This window comes from Pseudomonas sp. F9001 (assembly GCF_013385435.1).
Lineage (GTDB): Bacteria > Pseudomonadota > Gammaproteobacteria > Pseudomonadales > Pseudomonadaceae > Aquipseudomonas.
The window spans coordinates 447-26,154 of the sequence record NZ_JACAPX010000025.1; the positions used below are offsets into that span (position 1 = coordinate 447).

Sequence of the window (25,708 nt, forward strand, 5' to 3'; positions counted from 1 at the left end):
CTGTAAGAGCGGAACCAATAGCAGCCCTGACCGAAATAACGGATATGCACACACCACAAGCGAGCAAAAAAAAGCCCCGCGACCGAATGACGGCACGGGGCTAAAAATTGGCTGGATGCGACCAACCAAAGGAGCTCTTTAAGTCAAATCACTTGGCACTGGCAATCGTGGTACTCGGCTGCCACCCACCGCCCAACGCCTTGTAGATCGCGACGATCCCACGATACAGATCCACTTCGGCCTGAGCCTGGGAGTCCTCGGCGGCCAAACGCTCACGTTGCGCGTCCAGCAACACCAGGAAGTCCACCGTCCCTTCGCGGTAACGAATCTCCGCCAGATCCGCAGCAGCCCGGCTCGACTCACTCTGACGAATCAGCGAGACCAACCGCTGCTGGCGTTTGCCGTAATCACTGAAGGCATTCTCCGATTCTTCCAGCGCCAACAGCACCTGCTGCTCATAAGTCGCCAGGGCGCCATCCGCTTCGGCATCCGCACCACGCAACCGAGCCCGCACGCTACCCAGGTCAAACGCCGCCCAGGTAATGCTCGGACCCAGCGACCAGGCATTCGCCGCCGCCGACCCAATCTGCGAACCCCGCCCAGCGGTAAACCCGAGGAACCCACTGAGGCTCACCCGCGGAAACAGATCAGCCTTGGCTACCCCAATCCGCGCCGTGGCGGCTGCCAACTTACGCTCGGCACTGAGAATGTCCGGACGACGTTGCAGCAGTTGCCCCGGATCACCAATCGGCAACGCCTTGGCAATCGCCGGCAAATCTTTCGGGCTCAAATCCACGCTCAACTTGTCCGGCCGCTCACCGAGCAGGGTAGCGATACGATTACGCTCGCGAACTTCCTCGGCCTGCAGCTGCGGCACACTGGCTTCTACAGCCGCCAGACGCGCATCGGCCCGCACCACATCGAGCTGATCGCCCACACCGGCATCCCGCAGGCTGACCGTGATACCGCGTGAGTCTTCCTGGTTCTTCAGGTTGGCCACCGCGATTTTCTCGCGCAGTTGCGCGCCCCGCAGTTGACCGTAAGCGTCCACCAACTCGGCAATCATCGTCACTTGCAGCTGATACAAGTCAGCTTCGGCAACCTGTTGGTCAGCGTCGCTGGCCTCCAGGTTGCGGCGGATGCGGCCGAACAAGTCCACTTCCCAGGCCATGTCCAGGCCCAGGTCATAACGCTCGCTGTTGACACGTTGGGTGGTCTGGCCGGGGATCTGGCCTTTGCCCACATCGCTGCTGACACGGCTGGTGATCACCGGCATCACGTCATTGGCGGCGTCGTCACGAATCGCCCGGGCCGCCCGCAGGCGGGCAAATGCCACCCGCAGGTCACGGTTGCCTTGCAGGGATTGAGTCACCAGCTGGTTAAGGGTCGGGTCCTCGAACTGCTGCCACCAGATGCCTTCGAACTTACCGTGGTCGTATTGCTTGGCGTCGGCGGCGGCCGTTACGTTGGCCGCCTCCAGTGGCTGGGTTTTATAGTCCGGGCCCACGGCACAGGCGCTCAGCGCCAGTACCAGCAAGCTCGGCAAAAATACTTTCACGCTCATTGCTGTGTCTCCAGCTTCAAGGCCTTGGCCGCTTTGCGCGCTTCACCGCGTTCAACAAACCGGCGGATCAGTACATAGAACACTGGCGTCAGCAGCAGACCGAAGAAGGTCACGCCGATCATCCCGGAGAACACCGCCACACCCATGGCATGGCGCATCTCGGCACCGGCACCGCTGGACATCACCAGAGGCACTACACCCATGATGAAGGCGAACGAGGTCATCAGGATCGGCCGCAGACGCAGACGGCAGGCTTCCAGTACCGCAGCGAGCGGATCGAGGCCTTCCTGCTGTTTATCCTTGGCGAACTCGACGATCAGAATCGCGTTCTTACAGGCCAGGCCCACCAGGACGATCAGGCCGATCTGGGTAAAGATGTTGTTGTCGCCGCCAGAGATAATCACCCCGGTGATGGCCGACAGCAGGGTCATCGGTACGATCAGGATCACCGCCAGTGGCAGGCTCCAGCTTTCGTATTGGGCGGCCAGTACCAGGAACGCCAGCAGTACGCAGAGCGGGAACACGAACAGCGCAGTATTGCCCGAGAGGATTTGCTGATAGGTCAGGTCGGTCCACTCGTAGGTCATGCCGTTGGGCAGTTCGTCTTTCAACAGTTTCTCGATCGCCGCCTGGGCCTGGCCGGAGCTGTAGCCCGGTGCGGCGTTGCCGTTGATCTCGGCGGTGATGAAGCCGTTGTAGTGCATCACGCGGTCCGGGCCCGAGGTGTCGCTGACCTTGATGAAGGTCGCCAGGGGAATCATCTCGCCTTTGTTGTTGCGCACTTTCAGCTGGCCGATCTGGTCTTCATCCTGGCGGAACTGTTGCTCAGCCTGCACGTTGACCTGATAGGTGCGCCCGAAGCGGTTGAAGTCGTTGGCATACAACGAGCCCAGGTAGATCTGCAGGGTGTCGAAGATGTCGCTGATCGCCACGCCATGGGTCTTGGCCTTTTCGCGGTCGATGGCAGCATCGACCTGGGGCACGTTGACCGTGTAGCTGGTGAACAGGCCGAACAACTCAGGCACGCCACGGCTCTTGGTAATGATGTTCTGCACTTCTTTGTACAGCTCGTCGTAACCCAGGTTGCCACGGTCTTCGACCTGCAGGCGAAACCCGCCGATCGTACCCAGGCCCTGTACCGGCGGCGGTGGGAAGATCGCCATGTAGGCTTCCTGGATGCTGCTGTACTTGCCATTCAGTGCACCGGCAATCGCACCGGCAGACAGGCTCGGGTCTTTACGCTCATCGAACGGCTTCAAGGTCACGAACACGATGCCGTTGTTCGGGCTGTTGGTAAAACCGTTGATCGACAAGCCGGGGAAGGCGATCGCGCTTTCCACGCCGGGCTGTTTCATGGCGATGTCGGACATGCGCTTGATCACGTCTTCGGTACGGTCCAGGCTGGCGGCGTCCGGCAATTGCGCGAAGGCCACCAGGTATTGCTTGTCCTGGGCCGGTACGAAACCGGTCGGCGTGTGGGCAAAGCCCATCCAGGTCAGGACCATCAGGCCGGCGTACAGGAACAGCGCGATACCACTGCCGCGGATCACCCTGCGTACCGTGCCGACGTAACCATGGCTGGCCTTGTCGAAGAAGCGGTTGAACGGTTTGAACAACCAGCCGCCCAGCATCCTGTCGAGGAACCTGGAGAACCCGTCTTTCGGCGCGTTGTGGCCTTTGAGCAATACCGCTGCCAGTGCGGGCGACAGGGTCAGCGAGTTGAACGCCGAGATCACGGTCGAGATAGCAATGGTCAAGGCGAACTGCTTGTAGAACTGGCCGGTCAAGCCGCTGATAAATGCCGCTGGAATGAACACCGCACACAGTACCAGCGCGGTCGCGATGATCGGGCCGGTTACTTCGCTCATGGCCTTTTCAGTGGCCGGGAAGGGTTCCAGGCCCAGTTCGATGTTCCGTTCGACGTTCTCCACCACCACGATGGCGTCGTCCACCACGATACCGATCGCCAACACCAGCCCGAACAGCGACAGCGCGTTGAGCGAGAAGCCAAACAGGTGCATCACCGCAAAGGTACCGATCAACGATACCGGCACCGCCACCAATGGAATGATCGACGCACGCCAGGTCTGCAGGAACAGGATCACCACCAGCACCACCAGGATCAGTGCTTCAAACAGGGTGTGAACCACGGCCTCGATGGAGCCACGTACGAAGACGGTAGGGTCATAGGCGATGCGGTAATCCATGCCCTCCGGGAAGCTCTGTTTCAGCTCCGCCATCTTGGCGCGCACTTCATTGGAGATGTCGATTGCGTTGGAGCCCGGGCGCTGGAAGATCGGGATCGCCACGGCCGGCTGGTTGTCGATCAACGAGCGCAGGGCGTACTGGCTGGAACCCAGCTCAACCCGTGCAATGTCCTTCAAACGCGTGATTTCGCCGTTGGCGCCGGCACGGATGACGATATTCTCGAACTCTTCCTCAGTGACCAGTCGGCCCTGGGTGTTGACCGACAGCTGGAAGCTGGTGTCATTCGGCGCAGGTTGCGCGCCCAAGGCACCGGCCGCCACCTGGCGGTTCTGTTCGCGAATGGCCGTGACCACATCGGTGGCGGTCAGGTTGCGCGAGGCGGTCTTGTTCGGGTCCAGCCACACACGCAGGGAGTAATCGCCCATGCCGAACAGCTGCACATCACCCACGCCGCCCAGCCGTGCCAGCTCATCCTTGATATTGAGGATCGCGTAGTTGGACAGGTAGAGCATGTTGTAGCGCTGGTCGGGGGAGGTGATGTGCACCACCATGGTCAGGTCGGGAGAGGCCTTGTCCACGGTAATACCGATGCGCGTCACTTCCTCGGGCAGTTTTGGCTGAGTCCGGGTTACCCGGTTCTGCACCTGCACCTGCGCGTTGTCCAGGTCGGTGCCCAGGGCGAAGGTGATGGTCAGGGTCAGCTTGCCGTCGGCGGTCGATTGCGAGGACATGTACAGCATGTTCTCGACGCCGGTGATGGCTTGCTCCAGGGGCGCGGCCACGGTTTCACCGATGACCTTGGGGTTGGCGCCCGGGAAGTTGGCACGGACCACGACGGTCGGCGGCACCACTTCCGGGTATTCACTGATCGGCAGCTGGAACAGTGAAATCGCGCCGGCGATCAGGATCAACAGCGACAGCACCGCTGCGAAGATCGGCCGCGAAATGAAGAACTTGGAAAAATTCATCTTGAGTCGTATCCCTTAACCGCGTGGAGTCGCTGTACTTGCGAGCTTGGGCGCGGCTTTATCCGGCGCCACTTGCTCCAGGTTGCTGGCTTCAAGCGCTTGTCGTTGTTGTGCCAAGGCGGCGAGGGTTTCCTTGCTGGCCATCGGGATGGTTTCCGGTGCAACCGGCGACCCCGGGCGAACGCGCTGCAAACCCTTGACGATGATCGTGTCGTCCTTGGTCAGGCCGCTGCGCACGATGCGCAAACCTTCGATCTTCGGACCCAGCTCCACCGCGCGGTAGGCAGGCTTGTCGCCGTCCATCACCAGTACGAACTTCTTGCCCAGGTCGGTGCCCACGGCTTCGTCGCTGATCAGCACGGCGGAGTAGGTGCCACTGCCTACCAGTTTCAGGCGCGCATACAGGCCTGGGGTGTATTCGCCCTTGCTGTTATCAAACACGGCGCGACCACGAATGGTGCCGGTAGCCGGGTTGACCTGGTTGTCGACGAAGTTCATCTGGCCCAGGTGCGGGTTGCCGTCTTCATTGGACAGGCCCAGGTACACCGGGGTAGTCGCGCCACGGCGACCCTGGCGCGCGAGTTCGGTGTACTTGAGGTACACACGTTCATCGGCGTCGAAGTAGGCGTAGACCTTGTCGGTGGACACCACGCTGGTCAGCGCGGTGACATCGGCGGTCACCAGGTTGCCGGCGGTGATCTCGGCACGGCTGACGCGGCCGCTGATGGGCGAGCTGACACGGGTGAAACTCAGGTTCAGCTTGGCCAGGTCCAACTGCGCCTGGATGCCGGCGACAGTCGCATGGGCTTCCTGGGCGGCGGTGGTGCGCGAGTCGGCCAGCTCGGCGGAGATCGCATTGCTCTGGCGCAGGCGTTCGCCGCGCTGGGCTTCGTTATCGCTGCGGGTGGCGGCGGCCTTGGTTTGTGCGAGTTGTGCTTCGAGGCGGCGCACTTCGGCCTGGAATGGGCGTGGGTCGATCTGGAACAACAGGTCGCCCTTCTTGACCAAGGCACCTTCGGTGAAGGCGACCTGATCGATCTGGCCCGACACGCGCGGACGGATCTGCACGGTTTCCGGCGCTTCGAGCCGGCCGGTGAATTCGTCCCACTCATTGACCGGTTGTTCCAGCACCTTGGCCACGCTGACGTGGCTTGGTGGCATGGCGGCTGCCTGTTCGGGCGCTTTGCCGCAGGCGCTCATCACCATCACGGCCAAAATGGCCAAGGGATAGCGCAAATGTTTGAGTGACTGTTCCATGAGGTGCATCCGCCAATGTATTTAAGATTGGCGGATCATGCTCGGCAGGGTGCTATCTCACGAATCGAATGAAACAAAGGTAACTATCATTCGGAATGATATAAGCGTAAAGCGAGCCCTCTAGCATGGGGCTTTCGTTAGGGAGCTATCAATGCTGTTGATGACAAAGGACTGTTGCGCAAGATGCAAGGAACAGCGCGCCGCATAAATTGTCGGGCGTGTCTGCTATTCAAATGTACAGAGCGCCGGGTTGGTTGCCGTGCATTCGTTGCCTGACCATGCGCTGCCCAGAGGCCTGGCATTGACCTGGTTTTTCAGGGTCATGCTTACCGGTTCATGGTTCTGATCCAGGTAGTGGCATGCCACAGACGACTGGCCCTGGCTGCTTTGGATCACCGCCTTTTCAAAGTGGACCTGGTGCAGGTCCTTCTGCTCTGTCATCGGGTTTTGCCCGGTCCATTGCCGACCGTCCGGGCCGGACGCAGTGTAGGCGACCACTTCCCCGGTCGGCGTCTTTTTGAACGCGTCTTTAAGGGCATGGGTGGGCGGGCAGGTACCAGTGCCAGCGTAGACGTTGCCCATCAACGCCATCAGGGTAATCACGAGGGCTGAGGTTTTCCTGAGCTGCCTGTTCATCACGCGTGCTCCTGGTCTGGAGTAACTGTGAGGTAAAGACTAGCCCAAACAGGCAACGCCGGAAGGTGCTAAATCCACACGTCGTTGATTGCCGTGCGCTCGCCACCCTCGCTGCCGGTGTTCAGCACGCCGCAGGGTTCGATCAACAGCAACTTCACCTCACCCAATGCGTACGGCTTGTGCTCGACGCCCTTGGGCACCACGTACATTTCCCCTTGGCTGATGATCACCGCGCCGTCGCGAAAGTCGATGCGCAGGGTGCCTTCGAGGACGATAAAGGTTTCATCGGTGTCGGCATGGTCGTGCCAGATGAAGTCACCTTCGATCTTCACCACCTTGAACTGGTAGTCGTTCATCTGCGCGACGACCTTGGGCGCCCATTGCTCGCTGAACAGGGCGTATTTCTGGGCGAAGTTGATCGAGGCGTAATTCGTCGAAGCGTGGGAGGCGGGCATTGTAGGTTCCAGGGTTTCAGGACATTGGAGCCTTAAGTTAGGCCCAACGGCCGGCCGGATATTGAATGATCGTGCAGCGACAGCTCATCCACTATCCGCTCGATCAACACCCTGACACGGCGCGGTTGAACCCGTGTCGGCGGATAGATGATGTTCAGCGCGGTACTGCCCAAATCATAGTCAGCCAGCAGCTCGACCAATCGCCCGGCCTCAAGGTCGGCGCGCACGTCCCACACCGATTTCAGGCAAATGCCATGGCCCGCCAGGCACCACTGGCGTACCAGCGCACCGTCGTTCGCCACCCGCCGGCCCTGGACCAGCACCCGATGGGCGTGCCCGTGCCGCTTGAAGGTCCATTCCCGCGAAATATTGATGCCGAAGCGCATCACCAGGCACTCGTGGCGCGTCAGATCCTCGGGGTGTCGGGGCGTACCATTGAGCGCCAGGTAGTGGGGTGACGCACACAGCACGCGACGGTTTTCGCCAATCGGCCTGGCATGCAGGGTGCTGTCCGCCAGCTCGCCGTAGCGCACCGCGAAATCGATGCCCTGGCTCACCGGATCGGCGTAGCCGTCGCTCAGGTTCAGGTCAATGCTGATCTCGGGATGCTCCAGCATGAATGCGGCGAGGATCGGTTCGATGTATTGGCGCCCGAGGTCTTCCGGGGCGCTGAGGCGAATCGGCCCGGACAGGGTGTGGGTGCCATGGCGAATGCTGCTGTGCAGCTCGTTGGCCTCTGCCAGCAAGCGGCGGGCGCCTTCCACCAGCAAGCGGCCTTCGTCCGTCAGGTTGATCGCCCGGGTGGTGCGGTTGAGCAGGCTGGCGCCATAGAAACCCTCCAACTGCGCGAGCCTTTCCGAGACAGAGGCGGGTGACAGTCCCAGCTCTCTACCCGCTGCCGACAGCCCGCCTTTTTCCACAATCAGCAAAAACAACTCAAGGTTCTTCAGCAGCATTGTTCGGTATTTCCGAAAGTAGTTTTTGATTTCGACTCAATTATCAAGTTAAGCCAAAAGAACTAGTTTTGCATCCATCGTTAACCATCGGAGTGACTGACATGTCATCCAATTCTTCGAAAATGCCCATCCAGGTCTGGGTGCTGACCCTGGCGGCTTTCGCCATCGGCACCGCCGAGTTCGTGATTGCCGGATTACTGACCCAGGTCTCCCACAGCTTGAACATCAGCGAAGGGCAGGCTGGCAGCCTGATTACCGCCTACGCGCTGGCCATCGTGATCGGAGGCCCGGTGCTGACCATCTGGCTCTCGCGCTACGAAAAACGCACGGTGCTGTGGTTGTTGATGGCGGTGTTCGTCGGCGCCAACGTAATGACTGCCCTCAGCAGCGACTACAGCGTGTTGCTGGTCAGCCGGGCGATTGCCGGGCTGACCCAGGGGCCGTTCTACGGGATCGGCGCGGTGGTCGCGACGCGCCTGGTGGCCAGCGGCATGGAAGGCCGCGCCGTCGGCCAGATGTTTGCCGGGCTGACGTTGGCCAACGTGCTGGGCGTACCCGCCGGCTCGTGGATTGGCAATCAATATGGCTGGAGCACCGCATTCCTGGTAGTCGCCGCGTTGGGCGTGCTCGCGTTGCTGGCAATCATTGTGTCGATCAAGCGCCAGGGCACCGAGCAGTCAGTGTCGTTGATCAACCAGTTGGCGGTGTTTCGTAACCGCAACCTGCTGGCCAGTCTGATGTTCACGGTGCTCGGCTGGGCCGGGTTCATGGCCTTTTATGGCTATATCGCGCCGATTGCCGAACAGGTGGCAGGGTTTGATTCGACGATGCTGACCGCTGTGCTGGTCGTGGTCGGCATTGGCCTGGTAGTCGGCAACAGTCTCGGGGCGCGTACCGCAGACGCCAACTTGCGCTTTTCGCTGATGTTCTGGCCGGCGGCGATGATCGTGACACTGATCGCCGCAGGCCTTGTGGCGCCCTACAAGTGGCCGTTCCTGGTGACCGTGTTCCTCTTCGGTATCGCCTCGTTCGCCAACGTGCCATCCATGCAAATGCGCGTGATGAAGCATGGCGGCAAGGCCCCGGAGCTGGCTGCCACGGCGAATATCTCGGCCTTCAACCTGGCCAACGCCCTGGGCGGCGTCATCGGCGGCATCGTTGTGGACAGCCACTGGGGCGCGGCGGCGATTCCGTTTGCGGCTGCGGCGATTCCATTGCTCGGTGTGCTGTTCATTGTTTCCCAGGAAGCCGCGGGTAAAGCCACCCGGCCTGCCGCGATTGCCTGATCCCCTGAATTCAGTATGAGGTGAACCAACATGGACAAAACCGATAACCCGCATCGTCGTACTTTCCTCGCCCAGGCCGGCACAGGTGCTGCTGTTCTGGCCGCAGGATCGCTGCTCGGCCCGGCCGCTGCCAAAGCCGCGGTGACAGGGCCGGGCAACGCTGCCCCCGCGGCGACTGCCGGCAAGGCAATCGGGCGTTTCTGGCCAGGGGACACCCGGCTGGTGGTGTCCATTTCCATGCAATTCGAGGCAGGCGGCCAACCGCTCAAGGGCACTGACAGTCCGTTTCCCCACGTGGATTTTCCCGACAGTGTTCCGGAGGATGTGGCCACCAATACCTGGTTTGCCTATGGCTACCGTGAAGGTATTCCGCGGATGCTTGATCTCTGGGACCGGCATGGGGTGAAAGTCACCTGCCACATGATCGGCGACGCCGTAAAGCGCAACCCAGCGCTGGCCCGGGAGATCGTCGCCCGTGGGCACGAAGCCTCGGGGCATGGCCCGCACTGGAGCTCGCAATTTGCCATGAGCCGCGATGAAGAGCGCACTTTCCTGCGCCAGGCCGCGAGCATGTTGCAGGACGTCACCGGTCAGCCGGTCACCGGCTACAACTGCAACTGGCTGCGGCGCGGGCCCAATACCTTGTCGTTGTTGCAGGAGCTGGGCTACGTCTATCACATTGATGATGTGAGTCGCGATGAGCCGTTTATCGAGCAGGTCAATGGCAAGGACTTTGTCGTGGTCCCGTATACCCTGCGCAACAACGACATCGTCTTGATTGAGGGGCGCAATTACTCGCCCTCGAAATTCCTTCAACAGGTCAAGCTGGAGTTCGACCAGCTCTACCTGGAAGCCGGAAGCCGACGCCGCATGATGGCGATCAGTGCCCACGATCGCATCAGCGGTACGCCGCAAATGGTCAGGGTCTGGGACGAGTTTCTGCGGTACGCCAACAGCCATCCCGGCGTGGCGTTCATGCGCAAGGACGCCATCGCTCAATACACCTTGAAAAGCCCCCTCAGCCTCAGGGAAAGCGAAACCATCTGAGTTCGTTCTCTTCGCCTTTAAAGGATGTGCCCGTATGCAACGTTCCATTCCCCTTATCGCCGCCGGATTCCTGGCCCTGACCCTCTCCGGCGTGGCGTTTGCCACCACCGAACTGGTGACGCCGGGTGTCCTGGTGGTGGACAAGAGCCTGACCGCCGCGCAACTGAAGATCATGGAAACCGTCGCCCGGCGTTACGACACTTTCTGGAATACCGGTGACGAGAGTCTGGCCCGTGAAACGCTGGCGCTCAACTTCATCGATAAAACACCGCCCGCCGGCCGCAAACAAGGGCCGGAGGGACCGCTGCTGGCCTCCCGTGCGTTTCGCGGCGCGGTGCCGGACCTGAGCTGTGAAGTAGAGCAAATGATCATTGCCGGCGACCGCGTGGTGGCACATTTGCATTTTCGCGGGCACTTCACCGGTTCCTTTGGTCAGATCAAGGGCACTGGGCAGGTCGTAGACTTTATTGCCACCGACATTTACCAGATCGGCAAGGGCAAGATCGTCGCCAACTGGCACATCGAAGACAACCTGACGCTGATGAAGCAGTTGGGTGCGCTCTGACGGGAGGGCTCTGCACATGACCGTTCACTACCTTGATCACTTCACGCTCCGCACGGAGCATGTCGACGCGACGGTGAGTTTCTATCGTGACGCCCTCGGCCTGGAGGAGGGCTGGCGCCCGGCATTTCCTTTTCCGGGCAGTTGGCTTTATTCAGCAGATCGCCCGCTGCTGCATATCGCCAGCCTGCAGGGCAGCGCCGCGCAGCTTGAAACGTATCTTGGGGTGCGTGCTGCCGGCGACGGCTCAGGTGCGCTCGATCACATTGCATTGCGCTGCAATGACCTTGAAAGTCACCGGCAACGCCTGCACACGCTAGGGGTGCCTTTTACCGAGCGGGTGGTGCCGGACCTGTTCGAGCACCAATTGTTTGTCGAAGACCCCAACGGGATCAGGGTCGAGCTGATCTTTGCTTACCCGGCGGCCTGAGGTGGCTGGCCGGATTTCTCGGCCAACTGTTGGCTGGGCAACAGCAGTCGGACAGTTGTGGTTTGGGCGGGACACCGCAACGTCATCCAATGTTTTCATCTAATTGATTTTATTCACAATAATTTATGGCATGGGCTCTGCAATGCACACAGGTGAACCCTTTCACCCGTTGCTCAGCGGAGCCCTGTATGCCTTGCACCTTTTTCTCGCGTTCACGTTACATCTTGCTCGGCGCAGCGTTGTTGCTGGGCCACGCCGCCGTGTCCCAGGCCGCCGAGGGCGATGACGCGGTGCCGTCCCTGGCCGGCAAGCGCATTGCCGTGAGCATGACCGGCACCAGTCACTACTTCGATATCAAGGCCTTCCAGGCCCAGGTCGATGAGATCAAGCGCCTCGGCGGCACGCCGATCACCCTGGATGCAGGGCGCAATGACAAGAACCTGGTGACCCAACTGCAAACCGTGGTCACCCAGAAACCCGATGCGGTGATCCAGACCCTCGGCACCCTGAGCGTGATCGACCCGTGGCTCAAGCGTATCAGCAAGGCCGGCATCCCGCTGTTCACCATCGACGCGCCGTCGCAGTACAGCCTCAACAACACCACCTCGGATAACGTCGCCACCGGCAAGGCCCTGGCCGATCAGTTGATCAAGGATGCCGGCGGCAAGGGCAAGATCCTGGTGTTCAACGGCTTCTACGGCGTGCCGGTGTGCGCGATTCGCTACGACCAGTTGAAGCTGGCGCTCAAGGATCACCCGCAACTGGAAATCATCGAGCCGGAGCTGCGGGATGTGATCCCCAACACCGTGCAGGATGCCTATTCCCAGGTGTCCGCATTGCTCAACAAGTACCCGGCCGGCAGTGTCTCGGCGATCTGGGCGGCGTGGGACATTCCGCAACTGGGGGCAAGCAAGGCGTTGATCGACGCCAAGCGCACCGAGATCAAGACCTACGGCGTGGACGGTACGCCGGAGGTGCTGGAGCTGCTCGGCCAGGCCAATTCGCCGGTGGGCGCGGTAGTCGCCCAGCAACCGGCGCTGATCGGCAAGACTGCTGTGCAGAACGTGGCCCGCTACCTGGCCGGGCAGCGTGACCTGCCCAAGGAAACCCATGTGCCGACGCTGCTGACCACCGCCGCCAACCTGGCGCAGGTCCAGCAACTGCGGGGTGATTGATGGCCGCGTTGCACTTGCAGCACCTGCGCAAACGCTTCGGCGCCACCCTGGCGCTGGAGGATGCGAGCCTGAAGGTCGAGCGCGGCACCATTCACGGCCTGGTGGGCGAGAACGGTGCCGGCAAGTCGACCTTGATCAAGGTCCTGGCGGGCATCCACAAGGCGGACTCGGGGCAGGTGAGCATTGACGGCCAGCCGTATGCCGCACTGTCGCCACGCCAGGTGGACGCGTTGGGCGTGCAGTTCATCCATCAGGAGCGGCTGTTGCCGGCGAGTTTTACCGTGGATGAAGCGCTGTTCTTCGGGCATGAATTACGCCGGGGTCCGTTTGTGGATCGGCGCCGGCAGCAGCGCGAGGCCGAGCGCTTGCTGGCGGAATATTTTGAGCTGCAACTGCCCGCCGACGCGTTGGTAGGCGAGCTGAACAGCGCCGAGCGCCAGGTGCTGCAAATCACCCGGGCATTGATTCGCCAGCCGAAGATCCTGGTGTTCGACGAGCCCAGCGTGGCGCTGGTCAAGCGCGAAGTCGACCAGTTGCTGCGGATCGTCAAGCGCCTGCGGGACCAGGGTTTGTCGATTCTCTACATCTCCCATTACCTGCAGGAAATCGACAGCCTGTGCGATGAAGTGACGGTGTTGCGCAATGGTCGAGATGTGGCCGTGGTTGAGCCACGGCACACCTCCAGCGCGCAGATTGCGCGGTTGATGGTCAACCGCGAGGTCCAGGAGATGTACCCCAAGGCGCAGGTCGAGCTTGGCGAACCATTGCTGCAGTTGCGTGGGCTGAACCTGGCCCGGCGCTACCGGCAGATCGACCTGGAATTGCGTCGGGGCGAGATCGTCGGCCTCACCGGGCTGGTCGGGTCGGGCGCCAAGGACCTGCTCAAGACCCTGTTCGGTGTGGTGCGCGCCGACAGCGGCAGCATTCATCTGGAGGGGCGTTTGTTGCGCCTGCGTTCACCCGGAGAAGCCATTGCCCAAGGGATTGCACTGGTGCCGGAAGAACGCCGCAGCCAGGGGATTTCACCGCTGCTGTCGGTGCTGGAAAACCTCACGCTCGCCGGGCTTGGGCGTTTCAGTCGCTGGGGGTTACTGAGCCAGCGTAAGGAACAGGCCGAAAGCCTGCGGCTGATCGACGAGTTGGCGATCAAGACGCCGGGCCCGCAGGCTGCCGTCAGCCAGCTCAGCGGCGGCAACCAGCAGAAAGTCGCCCTGGGCAAATGGCTGAGCCGGCGCTCGGCGGTGTACCTGTTGGACGAACCGTGCGTAGGTGTGGACGTCGGCGCCAAGGTCGAGATTTATCGCGTGATCGGGCGGCTGGTGGAAGAGGGCGCAGCGGTGCTTGTGCTGTCTTCGGATTTGCCCGAGCTGTTGGGGATCTGCGACCGCATCCTGGTGCTGCATCGCGGTGAAATAGCCGGGGAGTTCCATGCCGGTGAGGCGGACAGTGATCAACTGTTGGCGTGTGCCACGGGTGCGGTGCAGTCCACAGTGGCTGTGCAGGTGAAACAGGAGGTGGCGCATGTCCCTGCTTGAAGCTGCTACTCCTGGCTTGTCCCAACGGTTATGGGTACTGCTGTTGCGGCGCGGCTCGGTGGGCGTATTCCTCGCGATTTTGCTGGGCTTTGCCGTCGCCGCGCCGAACTTCTTTTCAGTCGGCAATATCGCGAATGTGTTCAGCCAGTCGGCGATCCTCGGCGTACTTGCCTTCGGCCTGACCTGCGTGATTATCGGCGGCGGCTCCAACGTGGTGGCGGGCGGGCTTGATCTGTCGCTGGCGGCCAATTTGGGCTTGTGCGCGGCCGTGTTCAGTCGACTCAACAACGCAGGCCTCGACCTGTGGGCAAGCCTGCTGCTGACCTTGGGTTGCGGCCTGGCGGTGGGCCTGCTCAATGGCCTGGCCGTGGTGGTGCTGCGCTTGCCACCGTTGCTCGCAACGCTGGCAAGCATGAATGTACTGGCCGGGCTGGAGCTGGTCCTCACCGAAAACACCGTGGTCTCGACTGACTCACCGTTGCTCGACCTGCTCAGTGGCGGGACCTGGCTGGGCGTGCCGGCACTCGCCTGGGTGTTGCTGGTGACGGCCTTTGTGTTGACGCTGCTGATCCAGCACACCGCCTATGGGCTGCGCCTGCATGCCGTCGGCGAGTACCCGCACGCCGCCGAGGCCGCCGGGATTCGAGTGCCGGCTTACGTACTCTCCAGTTATTTGCTGTCTGGGCTGTGTGCCGCGGTGGCGGCGTTGTGTTCAGCGGCATTTTTCAGCGGCAGCACCACCGGCTCCGGTGACATGCTGTTGTCGGTGGTCGCCATAGCCTTTCTTGGCGTGGTGTTTTCCCGGCGACTGGTGGCAAGCATCCCCGGCACCTTGCTCGCGACGCTGTTGATCGGCTTTTTGATCAACGGGTTTCAGTTGCTCAACGTATCGAGCTTCTGGGTCAACGGTGTCCAGGGCGTGCTGATTCTGCTGGTGGTCGCCGCTTCCAGCGCATTGAACCGGGGAGAACATTCATGAGTCAGGTATCCATCCTGCAAGCCCATGGCGGCTGGCGTTCGCTGTTGCCCCTGACGTTGCCGCTGGTGTTCGTGGCCATCGTAGTGGTGTTTGCCTGGCAGGCGCCGGGGTTTCTCAGTGGCGGCAACCTGAAAAGCCTGGTGCTGAATAACTTCGTGCTGCTGGCGATTGTTGCGATCGGCATGACCTATGCGGTGGCGGCCGGTGGCATCGATCTGTCGGTAGGCACCGCGCTGGATTTCGCCAGCTTCAGCTTCGTGGTGTTGCTTAACGCCGGGCACGGGCTGGGTGTGGCGATTGCCGGTGCGTTGGCCGCCGGGCTGCTGGTAGGACTGTTCAATGCCGGCTTGATCGCGGGGCTGCGGATCAGCCCGTTCCTGGCCACCCTCGGCACCTTGTTTATCGGCACCAGTGCCCAGCAACTGCTCTCGGACGGCGGCCAGCCAATTTATATCGCCCAGGGTTTCAAGCCGGAACTGGCGAGCTTCAGCCCTTTGGGCGTGCCCTTGCCGCTGTTGATCGTGCTGGTATTGGCCGTGGTCTACGGCCTGTTGCTGGCCCGTGGACGCCTGGGGCGCGAACTGCTGGCCCAGGGTACCCAGCCGCTGCTGGCGTATTACTCGGGGTTGTCGGTGCGGCGCATCGTCACCACCACGGTGCTGGCGGCGGCGCTGGCGTGCGCGGTGGCGGGGGTCCTGCTCAGTTCGACGGTGAGCGCCTACGTGCCGCTGTCGGGCAATGCGTTCCTGCTGAATGCGATTGGTGCGGTGTTTATCGGCACCACATTGAACCGCCAGGGCCGGGCGAATATTCCGGGCACGTTGCTGGGGGTGCTGTTCATCAACGTCATCGCCAATGGCTTGCTGTTGATCGGCTGGAACTTCTACTGGCAGCAGGTGGCAACCGGCGTGCTGATTTTTATCGTGCTGGCCTTCAGTTTTGTCAGCCGCAGGATTGCGCAGAACACCTGAGGCGCGGCGCCCCAGGTGCGGGCCTGCCCTTTACTTTTCCCAGTCGGCCTTGGCAATCAACAGGCCATGGTTGCCGTTATAGGCGGCGCGCTCGGGTTGTTTCCAGCCCTCCAGCAGCGCGTCGTCGAGGCGGTAGATTTCCACCCCCAGCGGACGGCAGACCTTCAACGGGTCTTCCGCATCCGGGCCCCACATCGGCAGCGACAGGTCGCCACCGGGGCAGGTGGAGAGGGCACACAGCAGGTCGATTTCGGCGAAGAACTCCAGATAGTCGCCCTGCTTGGCCGGGCAGGCTTTCATGAAGTACATGTCGTCGTGATTGAGGCCGGTGCACTGGAAAATGTTCAGCACGTCGTGCACGTCGAACTCGGTCAGGCCATGGGGCAGCACGGCGCGGGTCAGGTTGGAGTGGCAGTGGTGGTGGAAGTCTTCGCCCGTGAGCATCTTGTTCACGTAAGGGTCGCAGCGCGTGCCCAGCAAGTCATGCAGGCGCCCGCCGTGTTCGTCGATGCCATAGCCGGCCAGGCTGTCATCGGTGATGGTGACCATCGGCCGCAAAAACGGCAGGTTCGACCACAGGCGGTCGTAGGTGGTGACGTGCGCGCCTTGCAGCTGGCGGGTGCGTGCCGCCCACATGCGTTCGCGGGGGTCGTTGGCGCTCCACACGTTGAAGTCGCCGACCTGCGGGCCAACCGGCGTGGTCACGCGGAACACATGGCCTGCCGGTACTTTCCAGGCGCGGCCGGTGCGGATCGGCACTTCGAATTGCTCGATCAGGGTGCGCCCGTCCCGGGACTCGCGCACGCGGTCATAGAAGGCTTTGTCGACCTGCAAGGCAGCGCCTTTGCTGACTTGGTAGGCCGCTGGGTAGTCCTTGTACATGGTGGGTCCTCGCTTCAGGGTTTTGGAATGCTGCTCAGGATGTCCAGCAGCAGCGATTCGGAGTCATTGAGGTAGCTGGCCAGGGCTTCGCCGGCGGCTTGCTTGTGGCCGTCAACCAGCAAGTCGTGAATCTGCCGGTCGCGCTCCAGCCAGGGCTTCTGGAAGGTTTCCTCGCTGGGCGCGTTGGAAAACACCAGGCGCATCTGGGCTGCAATATGGGTAAAAAACTCGTCCAGCAACGGGCTGCGCATCAGCCCGACAATATGTTGGTGAAAGCGCAGGCTGTGGGTGCCGAAGGCTTGCCAGTTCTCGCGGTCCTGGGCCAGCTGCGCGGCCTCGATGGACTCCAGCATCAGGTCGGACTGGTATTCGCGCAGCGGCTTGCTGGCGGCGATGGCCTGCAGTTCCAGGGTGCGTCGCACCTTGAAGATGTCACGCACTTCCTCCACCCCCAGGCGGCGCACGATCACGCCTTTGTTGCGCACGTAGCTGGTCAGGCCTTCGCGGCCCAGGTGGTGCAAGGCTTCACGCACCGTGTTGCGCGAGGCGTTGTAGGCGTTCACCAGTTCGCTTTCCACCAGCGGCATGCCGGGCAGCAGGCGGCCGCCGATGATGTCTTCGCGCAGTTCGATGGCAACCTGGTCGGCCAGCGACAGGCTGGGTTCCTTGGCTTGGCTCACGTTGGGGCTCCTTGGGCTCACGCCAGTTGGACGTCTTTGAGGAACTTGGTCATGCGTTCACTGCGTTGCTCGAGCATGTCACGCGGTGCGGCGTCCTGGATAATCTCGCCGCCTTCCATGAACACCACACGATCGGAGAGCTTGAACGCGAAGTTCATTTCATGGGTGACGATGACCATGGTCATGCCCTCGCGAGCCAATTCCTCGATTACCGCCAGTACGTCGCCCACCAGTTCCGGGTCGAGGGCCGAGGTGGGTTCATCGAACAGCATCACCGAAGGCCGCATCGCCAGGGCGCGGGCAATCGCCACCCGTTGCTGTTGGCCGCCGGATAGCTGGTGCGGGTATTTGCCGGCGTGCTCCAGCATGCCGACCTTGCGCAACAGGGCCAGGCTCAACAGGCGCAGTTCTTCGCCGCTACCATGGGCATGGTAGACCGGCGCGAGCATCACGTTCTCAAGGGCGGTTTTATGCGGGAACAGGTTGAACCCCTGGAACACCATGCCGACATGCACGATGCCGCGCATATGCACCTTGTGCCCCAGCGCGCCTTGCGGCTCCTGGCTGCCACGCAGGAACGGCTGGCCTTGCAGGGTGATTTCGCCACGGTCGAGGCTTTCGAGGCCGTTCATGGTACGAATCAGCGTGGTCTTGCCAGAGCCTGACGGGCCGATGATCGACACCACCTCGCCCCAGCGCACATTCAGTTCGACGCCCTTGAGCACTTCCAGCTCGCCATAGGCCTTGCGCACCCCGCGAGCCTGCAAGGCAAACTCACCGGGCTCGGCCTGGCCGGGGGCACGACGCGTCGCCACTTGGTCGAGCACGGCGGGGGCGATGGCCTTGGGTTTGCGCCGGGTCACGTCCAGGTGGTTCTCCAGCACCCGCAACAACCAACTGAACACCGTCACGATGAACACGTAATAGAACGCCACGGCTAGCATGGTCTCCATCACCAGGAAGTTCTGGGTGTAGAGTTGTTGGCCCACCAGCAGGATTTCCGAAAGCGAAATCACCGACACCAGCGAGGTGAGTTTGACGATGGTGATGTATTCGTTGGCCAGTGTGGGCAACGCAACCCGCAGCGCCTGCGGCACCACAATCAACCGCTGCACGCCGCGATAACCAACGCCCAGCGCCTTGCCGGCTTCGCGCTGCCCCTTGACCACCGCCAGCAGGCCGCCCCGATGGATCTCGGCGATGTAGGCCGCCTCACTCAGCACCAGGGCGATCAGGCCCGCGGAGTAGGGGCTGGACAACACCACGCTGGTGGACGGAAACACCTGCGGCAGGTTGTAGACGAAGATCAACAGCACCAGCAACGGCAGGCTGCGGAAGAACCAGATGTAGACGCCTGCGGAGTCCCGCAGCCAGCGGCGCTCCGACTGCCGCGCCAGGGCCAGGAAAAACCCCAGCACAATGCCCAGCAGCCAGGTTTCCAGGCTCAGTTCGACCACGGTGCCGACGGCTCGCCAGAAGTCGCCGTTCCATAACAAGCCCAGGGTGTAGTGCCAATCGAATTGCATAAAGGTGCTCCGCGTTTCAGTTACCCAGTGCCGCACTGATCTCGGCGGCGTTCGGCTCGGCCAGGTTGTAGCGCGCCAGCAGCTTGCCGTAGCTGCCGTCCTGCTTGATCTGGCTCAGGGCACCGGTCAGCGCCTGGAGCAGTGCAGGGTTTTCCTTGCGCACCGCCAGGCCGACCACCACCGGGTAGATCAACTCGCTGGAGCTGATCACGGTTTTGCCTTGCAGTTTTTCCACGGTGATCTTGGCAACCGCCGCGTCTTCCATCTGCACGTCCACCGCCTGGGCGAGCAGGGCCTGGGCGGCTTCCGGAGACGTCGGGAACTCACGCGACTCGATCGCCGGCTTGCCCGCAGGAAGGCAGTAGTCCGCCGAAACCTTGTTCAGCTTTGGCACCCACGACGCGCCCTTGATCGACCCGACGCGCTTGCCGCACAGGTCTTCCGGGCGCTGGGGCTTGAAGTCGCCGGTGCTGAGCACCATCAGCGAAGAACCGGTCTTCAGGTAGCTGAGGAAATCCACCTGTTTGGCGCGCTCGGGGGTAACGTACAGCGCCGAGGCCACCACGTCGAAACGCCGGGCGTTGACGCCGAGGATCAGGTTGGCGAAACGGGTGTCGAGAAAACGTGGTTTGAGCCCCAGTTGCTTGCCCATCAGTTGCATGAACTCCGGGTCGAAACCGGCCGGGGTCTTTTGCTCAAGGTAGGTGTAAGGCGGGTAGGTGAGGTCGGAGCCGATGGACAGCTCGCCCGGTTTCAGGGTGCCCTTGATTTCGGCAGCCGACAGCAGCGGCGTCACGCACGCCAGGGTGATCGCTAGCGCCAATGTGCGCAGGGTGTTCTTGCCCGTCAGACCTTTTTGCATGTTCGTCGCCTCGGTTGCTGGATGCAGGGAGATTTGGATTGTTCAACAATCCTGCATTAGCTAATGAGCGCTTATCGTGCCAACTAATGACTTTTCCAGGTTTTTGATGGGTTTTGACGCGTGAGACAGCCATTTTTTGTAAGCGCGCACCCCAATTCGGGGCAATTCGTTACCGGGCGCCACGTTGTGAGGCAGGCATTTCGCGGACCATAAAGGACGCACTTATTGATAAAGTGCCGATTCGAAACCACGAGTGAACAGCAATGACGTCGACCTCCCAACGCCGCTCAACCCTGATTGCCTTGTTGGTCGCCGTCACTTTCTTCATGGAAAACCTGGACGCCACAGTGATCGCCACCGCGTTGCCGGACATCGCCAAAACCTTCGGCGTGGGCGCGGTGGACGTGAACATCGGTATGAGCGCCTACATGCTCGCCGTCGCGGTGTTCATTCCCATCAGCGGCTGGCTGGCCGACCGCTTTGGCTCGCGGCGGGTATTCGGTTGGGCAATCGTGCTGTTCAGCCTGTCGTCACTGCTGTGCGGGTGGAGCGACAGCCTGCAGACCTTCGTCGCCGCGCGCGTGTTGCAGGGCATCAGCGGCGCGATGATGGTGCCGGTGGGGCGCCTGGCGGTGCTGCGGGCTACCGAGAAAAAAGACCTGGTGCGGGCGATTTCATTCATCACCTGGCCCGGCTTGGTGGCGCCGATACTCGGGCCGCCGGTGGGCGGGTTTATCGTTACCCACGCGTCCTGGCCGTGGATTTTCTACCTCAACCTGCCGCTGGGCCTGCTGGCGCTGATTGCCACGCTGGTACTGATCCCCAAACACGACGAGGTCACGTCCCGCTCATTCGATTTCAGCGGCTTCCTGCTGGTGGGTGTCGCCAGCGCGGCGCTGTTGTACGGCGTGGAACTGCTCGGGCAAAGCCGTGGCAGCTTGTTGCAGGGCCTGTTACTCAGCGCTGCAGGCGTGATGCTCGGTGCCTTTGCCTGGCGCCATATGCGCCGGCATGCCCAACCATTGCTGGCGCTGGGTGTGGTGAGTGTGCGCACGTTCAGTGTGTGCCTGTGCGGCGGGTCGATTTTCCGGGTGGCCATCAGCACCTTGCCGTTCCTGCTGCCGCTGATGTTTCAACTGGCGTTCGGCCTTTCTGCATTCGATGCGGGGTTGCTGGTGCTCGCGGTATTTGCCGGCAACCTGGCGATGAAGCCGTTCACCACGGCGGTGATGCAGCGCTGGGGCTTTCGCTCGGTGCTGATGATCAACGGCATCCTTGGCGTGCTCGCGATTGCGGCCTGTGCGCTGCTGGACGAGCGCATGAGCTGGGCGCTGATCCTGTTCATTCTGTTCGTGGGTGGCCTGTCACGCTCCATGCAGTTCACCTTGTTCAACACCCTGGGGTTCGCTGATATACCCAAGGCGCAGATGAGCGACGCCTCAACCTTGTTCAGCATGTTCTTCCAGCTGAGCATGGCCATGGGCGTGGCGATTGGCGCGCTGTTGTTACGTTTTGCCATGAATTTTCACGGCAATACCGGGCAGGCCGCCACCGCCGATTTCCAGCTGACGTTTCTTCTAGTGGCGGTGATCGCCGGCGTGGCGCTGCTGGATAACCTGCGGCTGCCGCCCCGGGCCGGTGAGTCGGTTTTGCAGCGAAAGTGAACCCACGATACCTTCGGGGTATGAAGCAACACCTATTGAATATTGGACGGCTTGCGTCCCCCGCATCACTCTGCGGTGAAGTACATACGCAGGGCCCATAACAATAAAAGGCGCAACCATGACCGTGCTATTGAGTGAGCGCAGCCAGATTTTCGACCGTGCAGATGCCTATGCCGTGTCCGACTACGTCAACCAGCATGTCGGCAGCCACTGCATCCGCCTGCCGCCCAAGGGCCGCCCGCAGGCGAGCATCAGCCACCGGACCTTTTCCAGCCTGGACCTGTGCCGCATCAGCTACGGCGCGCCGGTGCGGGTGACCTCGGTGGCGCTGGAAACCATCTACCACCTGCAGATCCTGCTGCACGGCCACTGCCGCTCGAGCTCCCGTGGCGAAGAGCAGGTGTTGGGCCCCGGCGAAGTGCTGCTGATCAACCCGGATGACCCGGTAGACCTGACCTATTCCGCCGACTGCGAAAAATTCATCGTCAAGGTGCCCGTGCGCCTGCTGGAAAACGCCTGCCTTGAGCAGCACTGGACGTTGCCGCAGCCGGGCATCCGTTTTGCGGCGCCGCGCCACGCACTTGCCGAAATGGGTGGGTTCCTGCAATTGCTGGGGCTGATCTGCCATGAGGCCGAAAACGCCGCCGAACCCGAAGTGCAGGGCCTGTACGAGCGCATTGTGGCGAACAAGCTGTTGGCGCTGCTGGCCAGCAACGTCCTGCGGGTGATGCCGCGACCGGATCAGGGTGGGGGCTTTGAAGCCGTGCGTCAGTTCATCGAGGAGCACCTGGCCGACGACATCAGCGTCGAACAACTGATGGCCATCGCCAGGGTCAGCGAGCGTTCGTTGTATACCTTGTTTGAACGCCAGGTCGGCCTGTCACCCCGTGACTACATGCGCCAGCGCAAGCTGGAGCGGGTGCACGCCATGCTGCAACTGGCCACGGCGCGCAGCGTGACGGAGGTGGCGCTGGATCATGGGTTTGTGCATTTGGGGCGGTTCTCCGAGGCCTATCGCAAACGCTTTGGCGAGCTGCCTTCGCAAACGTGGAAGCGCCGGCTCGCGCCAGGCGGATAACGAATTGCAGTCAGCGGATATTGCGGGGTAGGGCAAGCACATAAGGTGGGGGGGCCTGATACAAGAACAACCGAGGGCCTACCCCATGATCAGCACATTCGACCGACTCGCCCGACAATTGCGCGACTCTGTCCAGGAAGATCCCGCCACCGGGGTGTTCCGCTGCCGCCGCGACATCTTCACCGACCCCGACCTGTTTGCCCTGGAAATGAAGCACATTTTCGAAGGCGGTTGGGTCTACCTGGCGCACGAAAGCCAGGTGCCGGAGATCAACGACTACTTCACCACTTGGATCGGCCGCCAGCCCGTGGTCATCACCCGCGACAAACACGGCACGCTGCACGGCCTGGTCAACGCCTGCGCCCACCGTGGCGCGATGCTCTGCCGCCGTAAGCAAGGCAACAAAGGCTCGTTTACCTGCCCGTTCCACGGCTGGACCTTCAGCAACGCCGGCAAGCTGCTCAAAGTGAAGGACGCCAAGACCGGCGCCTACCCCGACAGCTTCGACTGTGACGGCTCCCACGACTTGAAACGCCTTGGTCGCTTCGAAAACTATCGCGGCTTCCTGTTCGGCAGCCTCAGCGAGACGGTGCCGGAGCTGAGCGACTACCTGGGTGAGACCCGGGTGATCATCGACCAGATGGTCGACCAGGCCCCGCTGGGGCTGGAGGTGCTGCGGGGCAGTTCGTCATATGTGTATGACGGCAACTGGAAGCTGCAGATCGAAAACGGCGCCGACGGTTATCACGTCAGCTCCGTGCACTGGAACTACTCGGCGACCATGGGCCGGCGCAATTACGAAGCCGAAGGCACGCGCACCGTGGATGCCAATGGCTGGTCGAAAAGCCTGGGCGGCGTGTACGCCTACGAGCATGGCCATATCCTGCTGTGGACGCGCCTGCTCAACCCCGAAGTGCGTCCGGTGCATGCCCATCGCGAGGCGCTGGCCGAGCGCCTGGGCCAGGAACGCGCCGATTTTATCGTCGACCAAACCCGCAACCTGTGCCTCTACCCGAATGTGTACCTGATGGACCAGTTCTCCACGCAGATCCGCGTGGTACGGCCAATCGCGGTCGACAAGACCGAAGTCACGATCTATTGCATGGCGCCCAAGGGCGAAAGTGCCGAGGAACGCACCACGCGCATCCGCCAGTACGAAGATTTCTTCAACGTCAGCGGCATGGGTACACCTGACGATCTGGAAGAGTTCCGCGCCTGCCAGACCGGCTACCAGGGTGCGACCACCTTGTGGAATGACCTCAGCCGCGGCGCCAAACAGTGGGTCGAAGGCCCTGACGAAAACGCCCGGGCCATGGGCATGAATCCGCAGCTCAGTGGCGTCAAGACCGAGGACGAAGGCCTGTTCGTGCGCCAGCACGCCCACTGGGCCCAGAGCCTGCAACGCGCTATCGAACGGGAGCAGCAAGGCTTGATCGCGACGGACAAGGAGGTGCTGGCATGAGTGCTTCCCGTGACCGCCTGCTGGACTTTCTGTACCGCGAAGCCCGCCTGCTGGATGACCGCCAGTGGGATGAGTGGCTCGAATGCTATTCACCCAAGGTCGAGTACTGGATGCCGGCCTGGGACGACCACGACACGCTGACCGAAGACCCCCAGAGCGAAATCTCGCTGATCTATTACCCCAGCCGCGACGGCCTGGAAGACCGGGTGTTCCGGATCAAGACCGAGCGCTCCAGCGCCAGCACCCCGGAGCCGCGCACCGCGCACCTGATCACCAACCTCGAAGTGCTGGCCGACGACGGGCAGCACGTGGAGTTGCGTTTCAACTGGCAAACCCTCAGCCATCGCTACAAGACGACGGATACGTACTTCGGTACCTCGTTCTATCGCCTCGACATCCGCGCCGAACAGCCGCTGATCACGCGCAAGAAGGTGGTGCTGAAAAACGACTACATCCATCAGGTCATCGATATCTACCACATCTGAGGACACGCCCATGACGTACTCCATTGCCCTGAACTTCGAGGACGGGGTAACCCGTTTCATCGACTGCAAGGTGGGTGAAAAGGTCCTCGACGCGGCCTTTCGCCAACGTATCAACCTGCCCATGGACTGCTCCGACGGTGTGTGCGGCACCTGCAAATGCCGCTGTGAAACCGGCGCCTATGATTTGGGCGACGACTACATCGAAGACGCCCTGAGCGAGGATGAAGCCGCTGAGCACCAGGTGCTCACCTGCCAGATGGTGCCGCAATCCGATTGCGTGATTGCCGTGCCGGTGCCGTCCGGTGCCTGCAAGACCGGCACCGCGCAATTTGCCGCGACGGTGGCGAGTATTACCCGGCATGCCGATGCAGCATTGGAAGTCAGCTTCGAACTGGATCAGGCGCCGGTGTTCCTGCCGGGGCAATACGTGAATATCGGCGTGCCCGACAGTGGGCAGACCCGCGCGTATTCCTTCAGCAGTCGCCCCGGCGACAAACGCGCGAGCTTCCTGATCAAGCATGTGCCCGGCGGGTTGATGAGTGGCTGGCTGGAGCGTGCCCAGCCGGGCGACGCGGTGCCGATGACCGGGCCGCTGGGCAGTTTCTACCTGCGCGAAGTGGCGCGGCCACTGCTGTTGCTGGCAGGTGGTACGGGGCTGGCGCCGTTCCTGTCGATGCTTGAAGTGTTGGCCGAGCGCGAGGAAACCCGGCCGGTCACGCTGATCTACGGCGTGACGCGGGACCAGGACCTGGTGATGGTCGAGGCGCTGGAGGCGTTCGCCCAACGCCTGCCCAACTTCGGTTTTGTCACCTGCGTGGCCGACCCCCAGACCGCGCACCCCCGGCAGGGGTATGTCACCCAGCACATGGCCGCTGACGTGCTGAACGATGGCGACGTGGATGTGTACCTGTGCGGGCCGCCACCGATGGTCGACGCGGTACGCCAGCACTTCAAGAACCAGGGCGTCATCCCCGCCAGCTTCCACTACGAGAAGTTCACCCCCAACGCCATCGTCACCGGCGACGCCGCCTGAGGAATCC

23 protein-coding genes are annotated in these 25,708 nt (G+C 62.0%); 13 read left to right on the forward strand and 10 right to left on the reverse strand.

The features are described from left to right. Positions 1–148 precede the first annotated feature (148 nt). The 6 genes from HX818_RS23320 to HX818_RS23345 form a co-directional block, all read right to left on the reverse strand. Positions 149–1,564: an efflux transporter outer membrane subunit gene (locus tag HX818_RS23320; protein ID WP_102369143.1), complete on the reverse strand. Its 1,416-nt coding sequence runs from the start codon at positions 1,562–1,564 to the stop codon at positions 149–151. Beyond that, on the reverse strand, positions 1,561–4,740 hold the full coding sequence (locus tag HX818_RS23325; RefSeq protein ID WP_003210869.1) for an efflux RND transporter permease subunit: 3,180 nt from the start codon (positions 4,738–4,740) through the stop codon (positions 1,561–1,563). The genes HX818_RS23320 and HX818_RS23325 overlap by 4 nt, the downstream gene beginning before the upstream one ends. Before the next feature lie 15 nt (positions 4,741–4,755). Continuing rightward, the gene (gene mexE, locus HX818_RS23330) at positions 4,756–5,997 is read right to left on the reverse strand and encodes a multidrug efflux RND transporter periplasmic adaptor subunit MexE (RefSeq protein ID WP_008433857.1); all 1,242 of its coding nucleotides are present in this window, start codon (positions 5,995–5,997) and stop codon (positions 4,756–4,758) included. 225 nt (positions 5,998–6,222) lie between these two features. Beyond that, the gene (locus HX818_RS23335; protein ID WP_177020807.1) at positions 6,223–6,633 is read right to left on the reverse strand and encodes a DUF3757 domain-containing protein; all 411 of its coding nucleotides are present in this window, start codon (positions 6,631–6,633) and stop codon (positions 6,223–6,225) included. A 68-nt stretch (positions 6,634–6,701) separates the two neighbouring features. Further along, entirely contained in the window at positions 6,702–7,088 is a 387-nt protein-coding gene (locus HX818_RS23340; protein ID WP_177020808.1) for a cupin domain-containing protein, read from the reverse strand. A 32-nt stretch (positions 7,089–7,120) separates the two neighbouring features. Next, positions 7,121–8,044: a LysR family transcriptional regulator gene (locus HX818_RS23345; protein ID WP_177020809.1), complete on the reverse strand. Its 924-nt coding sequence runs from the start codon at positions 8,042–8,044 to the stop codon at positions 7,121–7,123. Positions 8,045–8,145: 101 nt separating this feature from the next. Here HX818_RS23345 and HX818_RS23350 point away from each other — a divergent pair, with 101 nt between their 5' ends. The 8 genes from HX818_RS23350 to HX818_RS23385 all read left to right on the forward strand — a co-directional run bounded on the left by HX818_RS23350 (position 8,146) and on the right by HX818_RS23385 (position 16,029). Then, positions 8,146–9,330: an MFS transporter gene (locus tag HX818_RS23350; protein ID WP_177020810.1), complete on the forward strand. Its 1,185-nt coding sequence runs from the start codon at positions 8,146–8,148 to the stop codon at positions 9,328–9,330. Between the two features lie 30 nt (positions 9,331–9,360). Continuing rightward, positions 9,361–10,377 (forward strand): polysaccharide deacetylase family protein, encoded by a 1,017-nt coding sequence (locus HX818_RS23355; protein ID WP_177020811.1) that lies wholly within the window; start codon positions 9,361–9,363, stop codon positions 10,375–10,377. A gap of 34 nt (positions 10,378–10,411) precedes the next feature. Continuing rightward, positions 10,412–10,942, forward strand: coding sequence for an ester cyclase (locus HX818_RS23360; RefSeq protein WP_177009930.1), 531 nt, complete (start codon positions 10,412–10,414; stop codon positions 10,940–10,942). A gap of 16 nt (positions 10,943–10,958) precedes the next feature. Further along, positions 10,959–11,369 carry a VOC family protein gene (locus tag HX818_RS23365; RefSeq protein WP_177020812.1) on the forward strand — a complete coding sequence of 137 codons (411 nt, stop codon included), beginning with the start codon at positions 10,959–10,961 and terminating at the stop codon, positions 11,367–11,369. Between the two features lie 188 nt (positions 11,370–11,557). Next, positions 11,558–12,544, forward strand: a complete 987-nt coding sequence (locus tag HX818_RS23370) for a sugar ABC transporter substrate-binding protein (protein WP_003210861.1) — start codon at positions 11,558–11,560, stop codon at positions 12,542–12,544. Then, on the forward strand, positions 12,544–14,079 hold the full coding sequence (locus HX818_RS23375) for a sugar ABC transporter ATP-binding protein (RefSeq protein ID WP_177020813.1): 1,536 nt from the start codon (positions 12,544–12,546) through the stop codon (positions 14,077–14,079). The genes HX818_RS23370 and HX818_RS23375 overlap by 1 nt, the downstream gene beginning before the upstream one ends. Further along, entirely contained in the window at positions 14,066–15,058 is a 993-nt protein-coding gene (locus tag HX818_RS23380) for an ABC transporter permease (protein WP_102369138.1), read from the forward strand. Before HX818_RS23375 ends, HX818_RS23380 begins: the two co-directional genes overlap by 14 nt. Beyond that, positions 15,055–16,029, forward strand: coding sequence for an ABC transporter permease (locus tag HX818_RS23385; protein WP_087694531.1), 975 nt, complete (start codon positions 15,055–15,057; stop codon positions 16,027–16,029). The genes HX818_RS23380 and HX818_RS23385 overlap by 4 nt, the downstream gene beginning before the upstream one ends. Before the next feature lie 30 nt (positions 16,030–16,059). On the opposite strand, the gene HX818_RS23390 is transcribed toward HX818_RS23385, so the two are convergent. The 4 genes from HX818_RS23390 to HX818_RS23405 are packed head-to-tail and all read right to left on the reverse strand — an operon-like array spanning position 16,060 to position 19,979. Beyond that, positions 16,060–16,911 carry a DUF1989 domain-containing protein gene (locus HX818_RS23390; RefSeq protein ID WP_102604621.1) on the reverse strand — a complete coding sequence of 284 codons (852 nt, stop codon included), beginning with the start codon at positions 16,909–16,911 and terminating at the stop codon, positions 16,060–16,062. Positions 16,912–16,925: 14 nt separating this feature from the next. After that, complete coding sequence (locus HX818_RS23395) at positions 16,926–17,591, reverse strand: GntR family transcriptional regulator (protein ID WP_003210850.1); 666 nt, start codon at positions 17,589–17,591, stop codon at positions 16,926–16,928. A 17-nt stretch (positions 17,592–17,608) separates the two neighbouring features. Continuing rightward, positions 17,609–19,117 (reverse strand): amino acid ABC transporter permease/ATP-binding protein, encoded by a 1,509-nt coding sequence (locus HX818_RS23400; RefSeq protein WP_177020814.1) that lies wholly within the window; start codon positions 19,115–19,117, stop codon positions 17,609–17,611. Between the two features lie 16 nt (positions 19,118–19,133). Continuing rightward, on the reverse strand, positions 19,134–19,979 hold the full coding sequence (locus HX818_RS23405) for an ABC transporter substrate-binding protein (RefSeq protein WP_008433837.1): 846 nt from the start codon (positions 19,977–19,979) through the stop codon (positions 19,134–19,136). Between the two features lie 263 nt (positions 19,980–20,242). On the opposite strand from HX818_RS23405, the gene HX818_RS23410 reads away from it, so the two are divergent. The 5 genes from HX818_RS23410 to benC all read left to right on the forward strand — a co-directional run bounded on the left by HX818_RS23410 (position 20,243) and on the right by benC (position 25,701). Further along, positions 20,243–21,643: a DHA2 family efflux MFS transporter permease subunit gene (locus HX818_RS23410; protein ID WP_003210844.1), complete on the forward strand. Its 1,401-nt coding sequence runs from the start codon at positions 20,243–20,245 to the stop codon at positions 21,641–21,643. A gap of 118 nt (positions 21,644–21,761) precedes the next feature. After that, positions 21,762–22,721, forward strand: a complete 960-nt coding sequence (locus HX818_RS23415; RefSeq protein ID WP_177020815.1) for an AraC family transcriptional regulator — start codon at positions 21,762–21,764, stop codon at positions 22,719–22,721. Positions 22,722–22,806: 85 nt separating this feature from the next. Continuing rightward, positions 22,807–24,183: a Rieske 2Fe-2S domain-containing protein gene (locus tag HX818_RS23420; RefSeq protein WP_003210841.1), complete on the forward strand. Its 1,377-nt coding sequence runs from the start codon at positions 22,807–22,809 to the stop codon at positions 24,181–24,183. Beyond that, a complete protein-coding gene (gene benB, locus HX818_RS23425) occupies positions 24,180–24,668 on the forward strand; it encodes a benzoate 1,2-dioxygenase small subunit (protein ID WP_008433833.1) in 489 nt (162 codons plus the stop codon). Before HX818_RS23420 ends, benB begins: the two co-directional genes overlap by 4 nt. 10 nt (positions 24,669–24,678) lie before the next feature. Next, positions 24,679–25,701, forward strand: coding sequence for a benzoate 1,2-dioxygenase electron transfer component BenC (gene benC, locus HX818_RS23430; protein WP_177020816.1), 1,023 nt, complete (start codon positions 24,679–24,681; stop codon positions 25,699–25,701). The last annotated feature ends 7 nt before the right edge of the window (positions 25,702–25,708 follow it).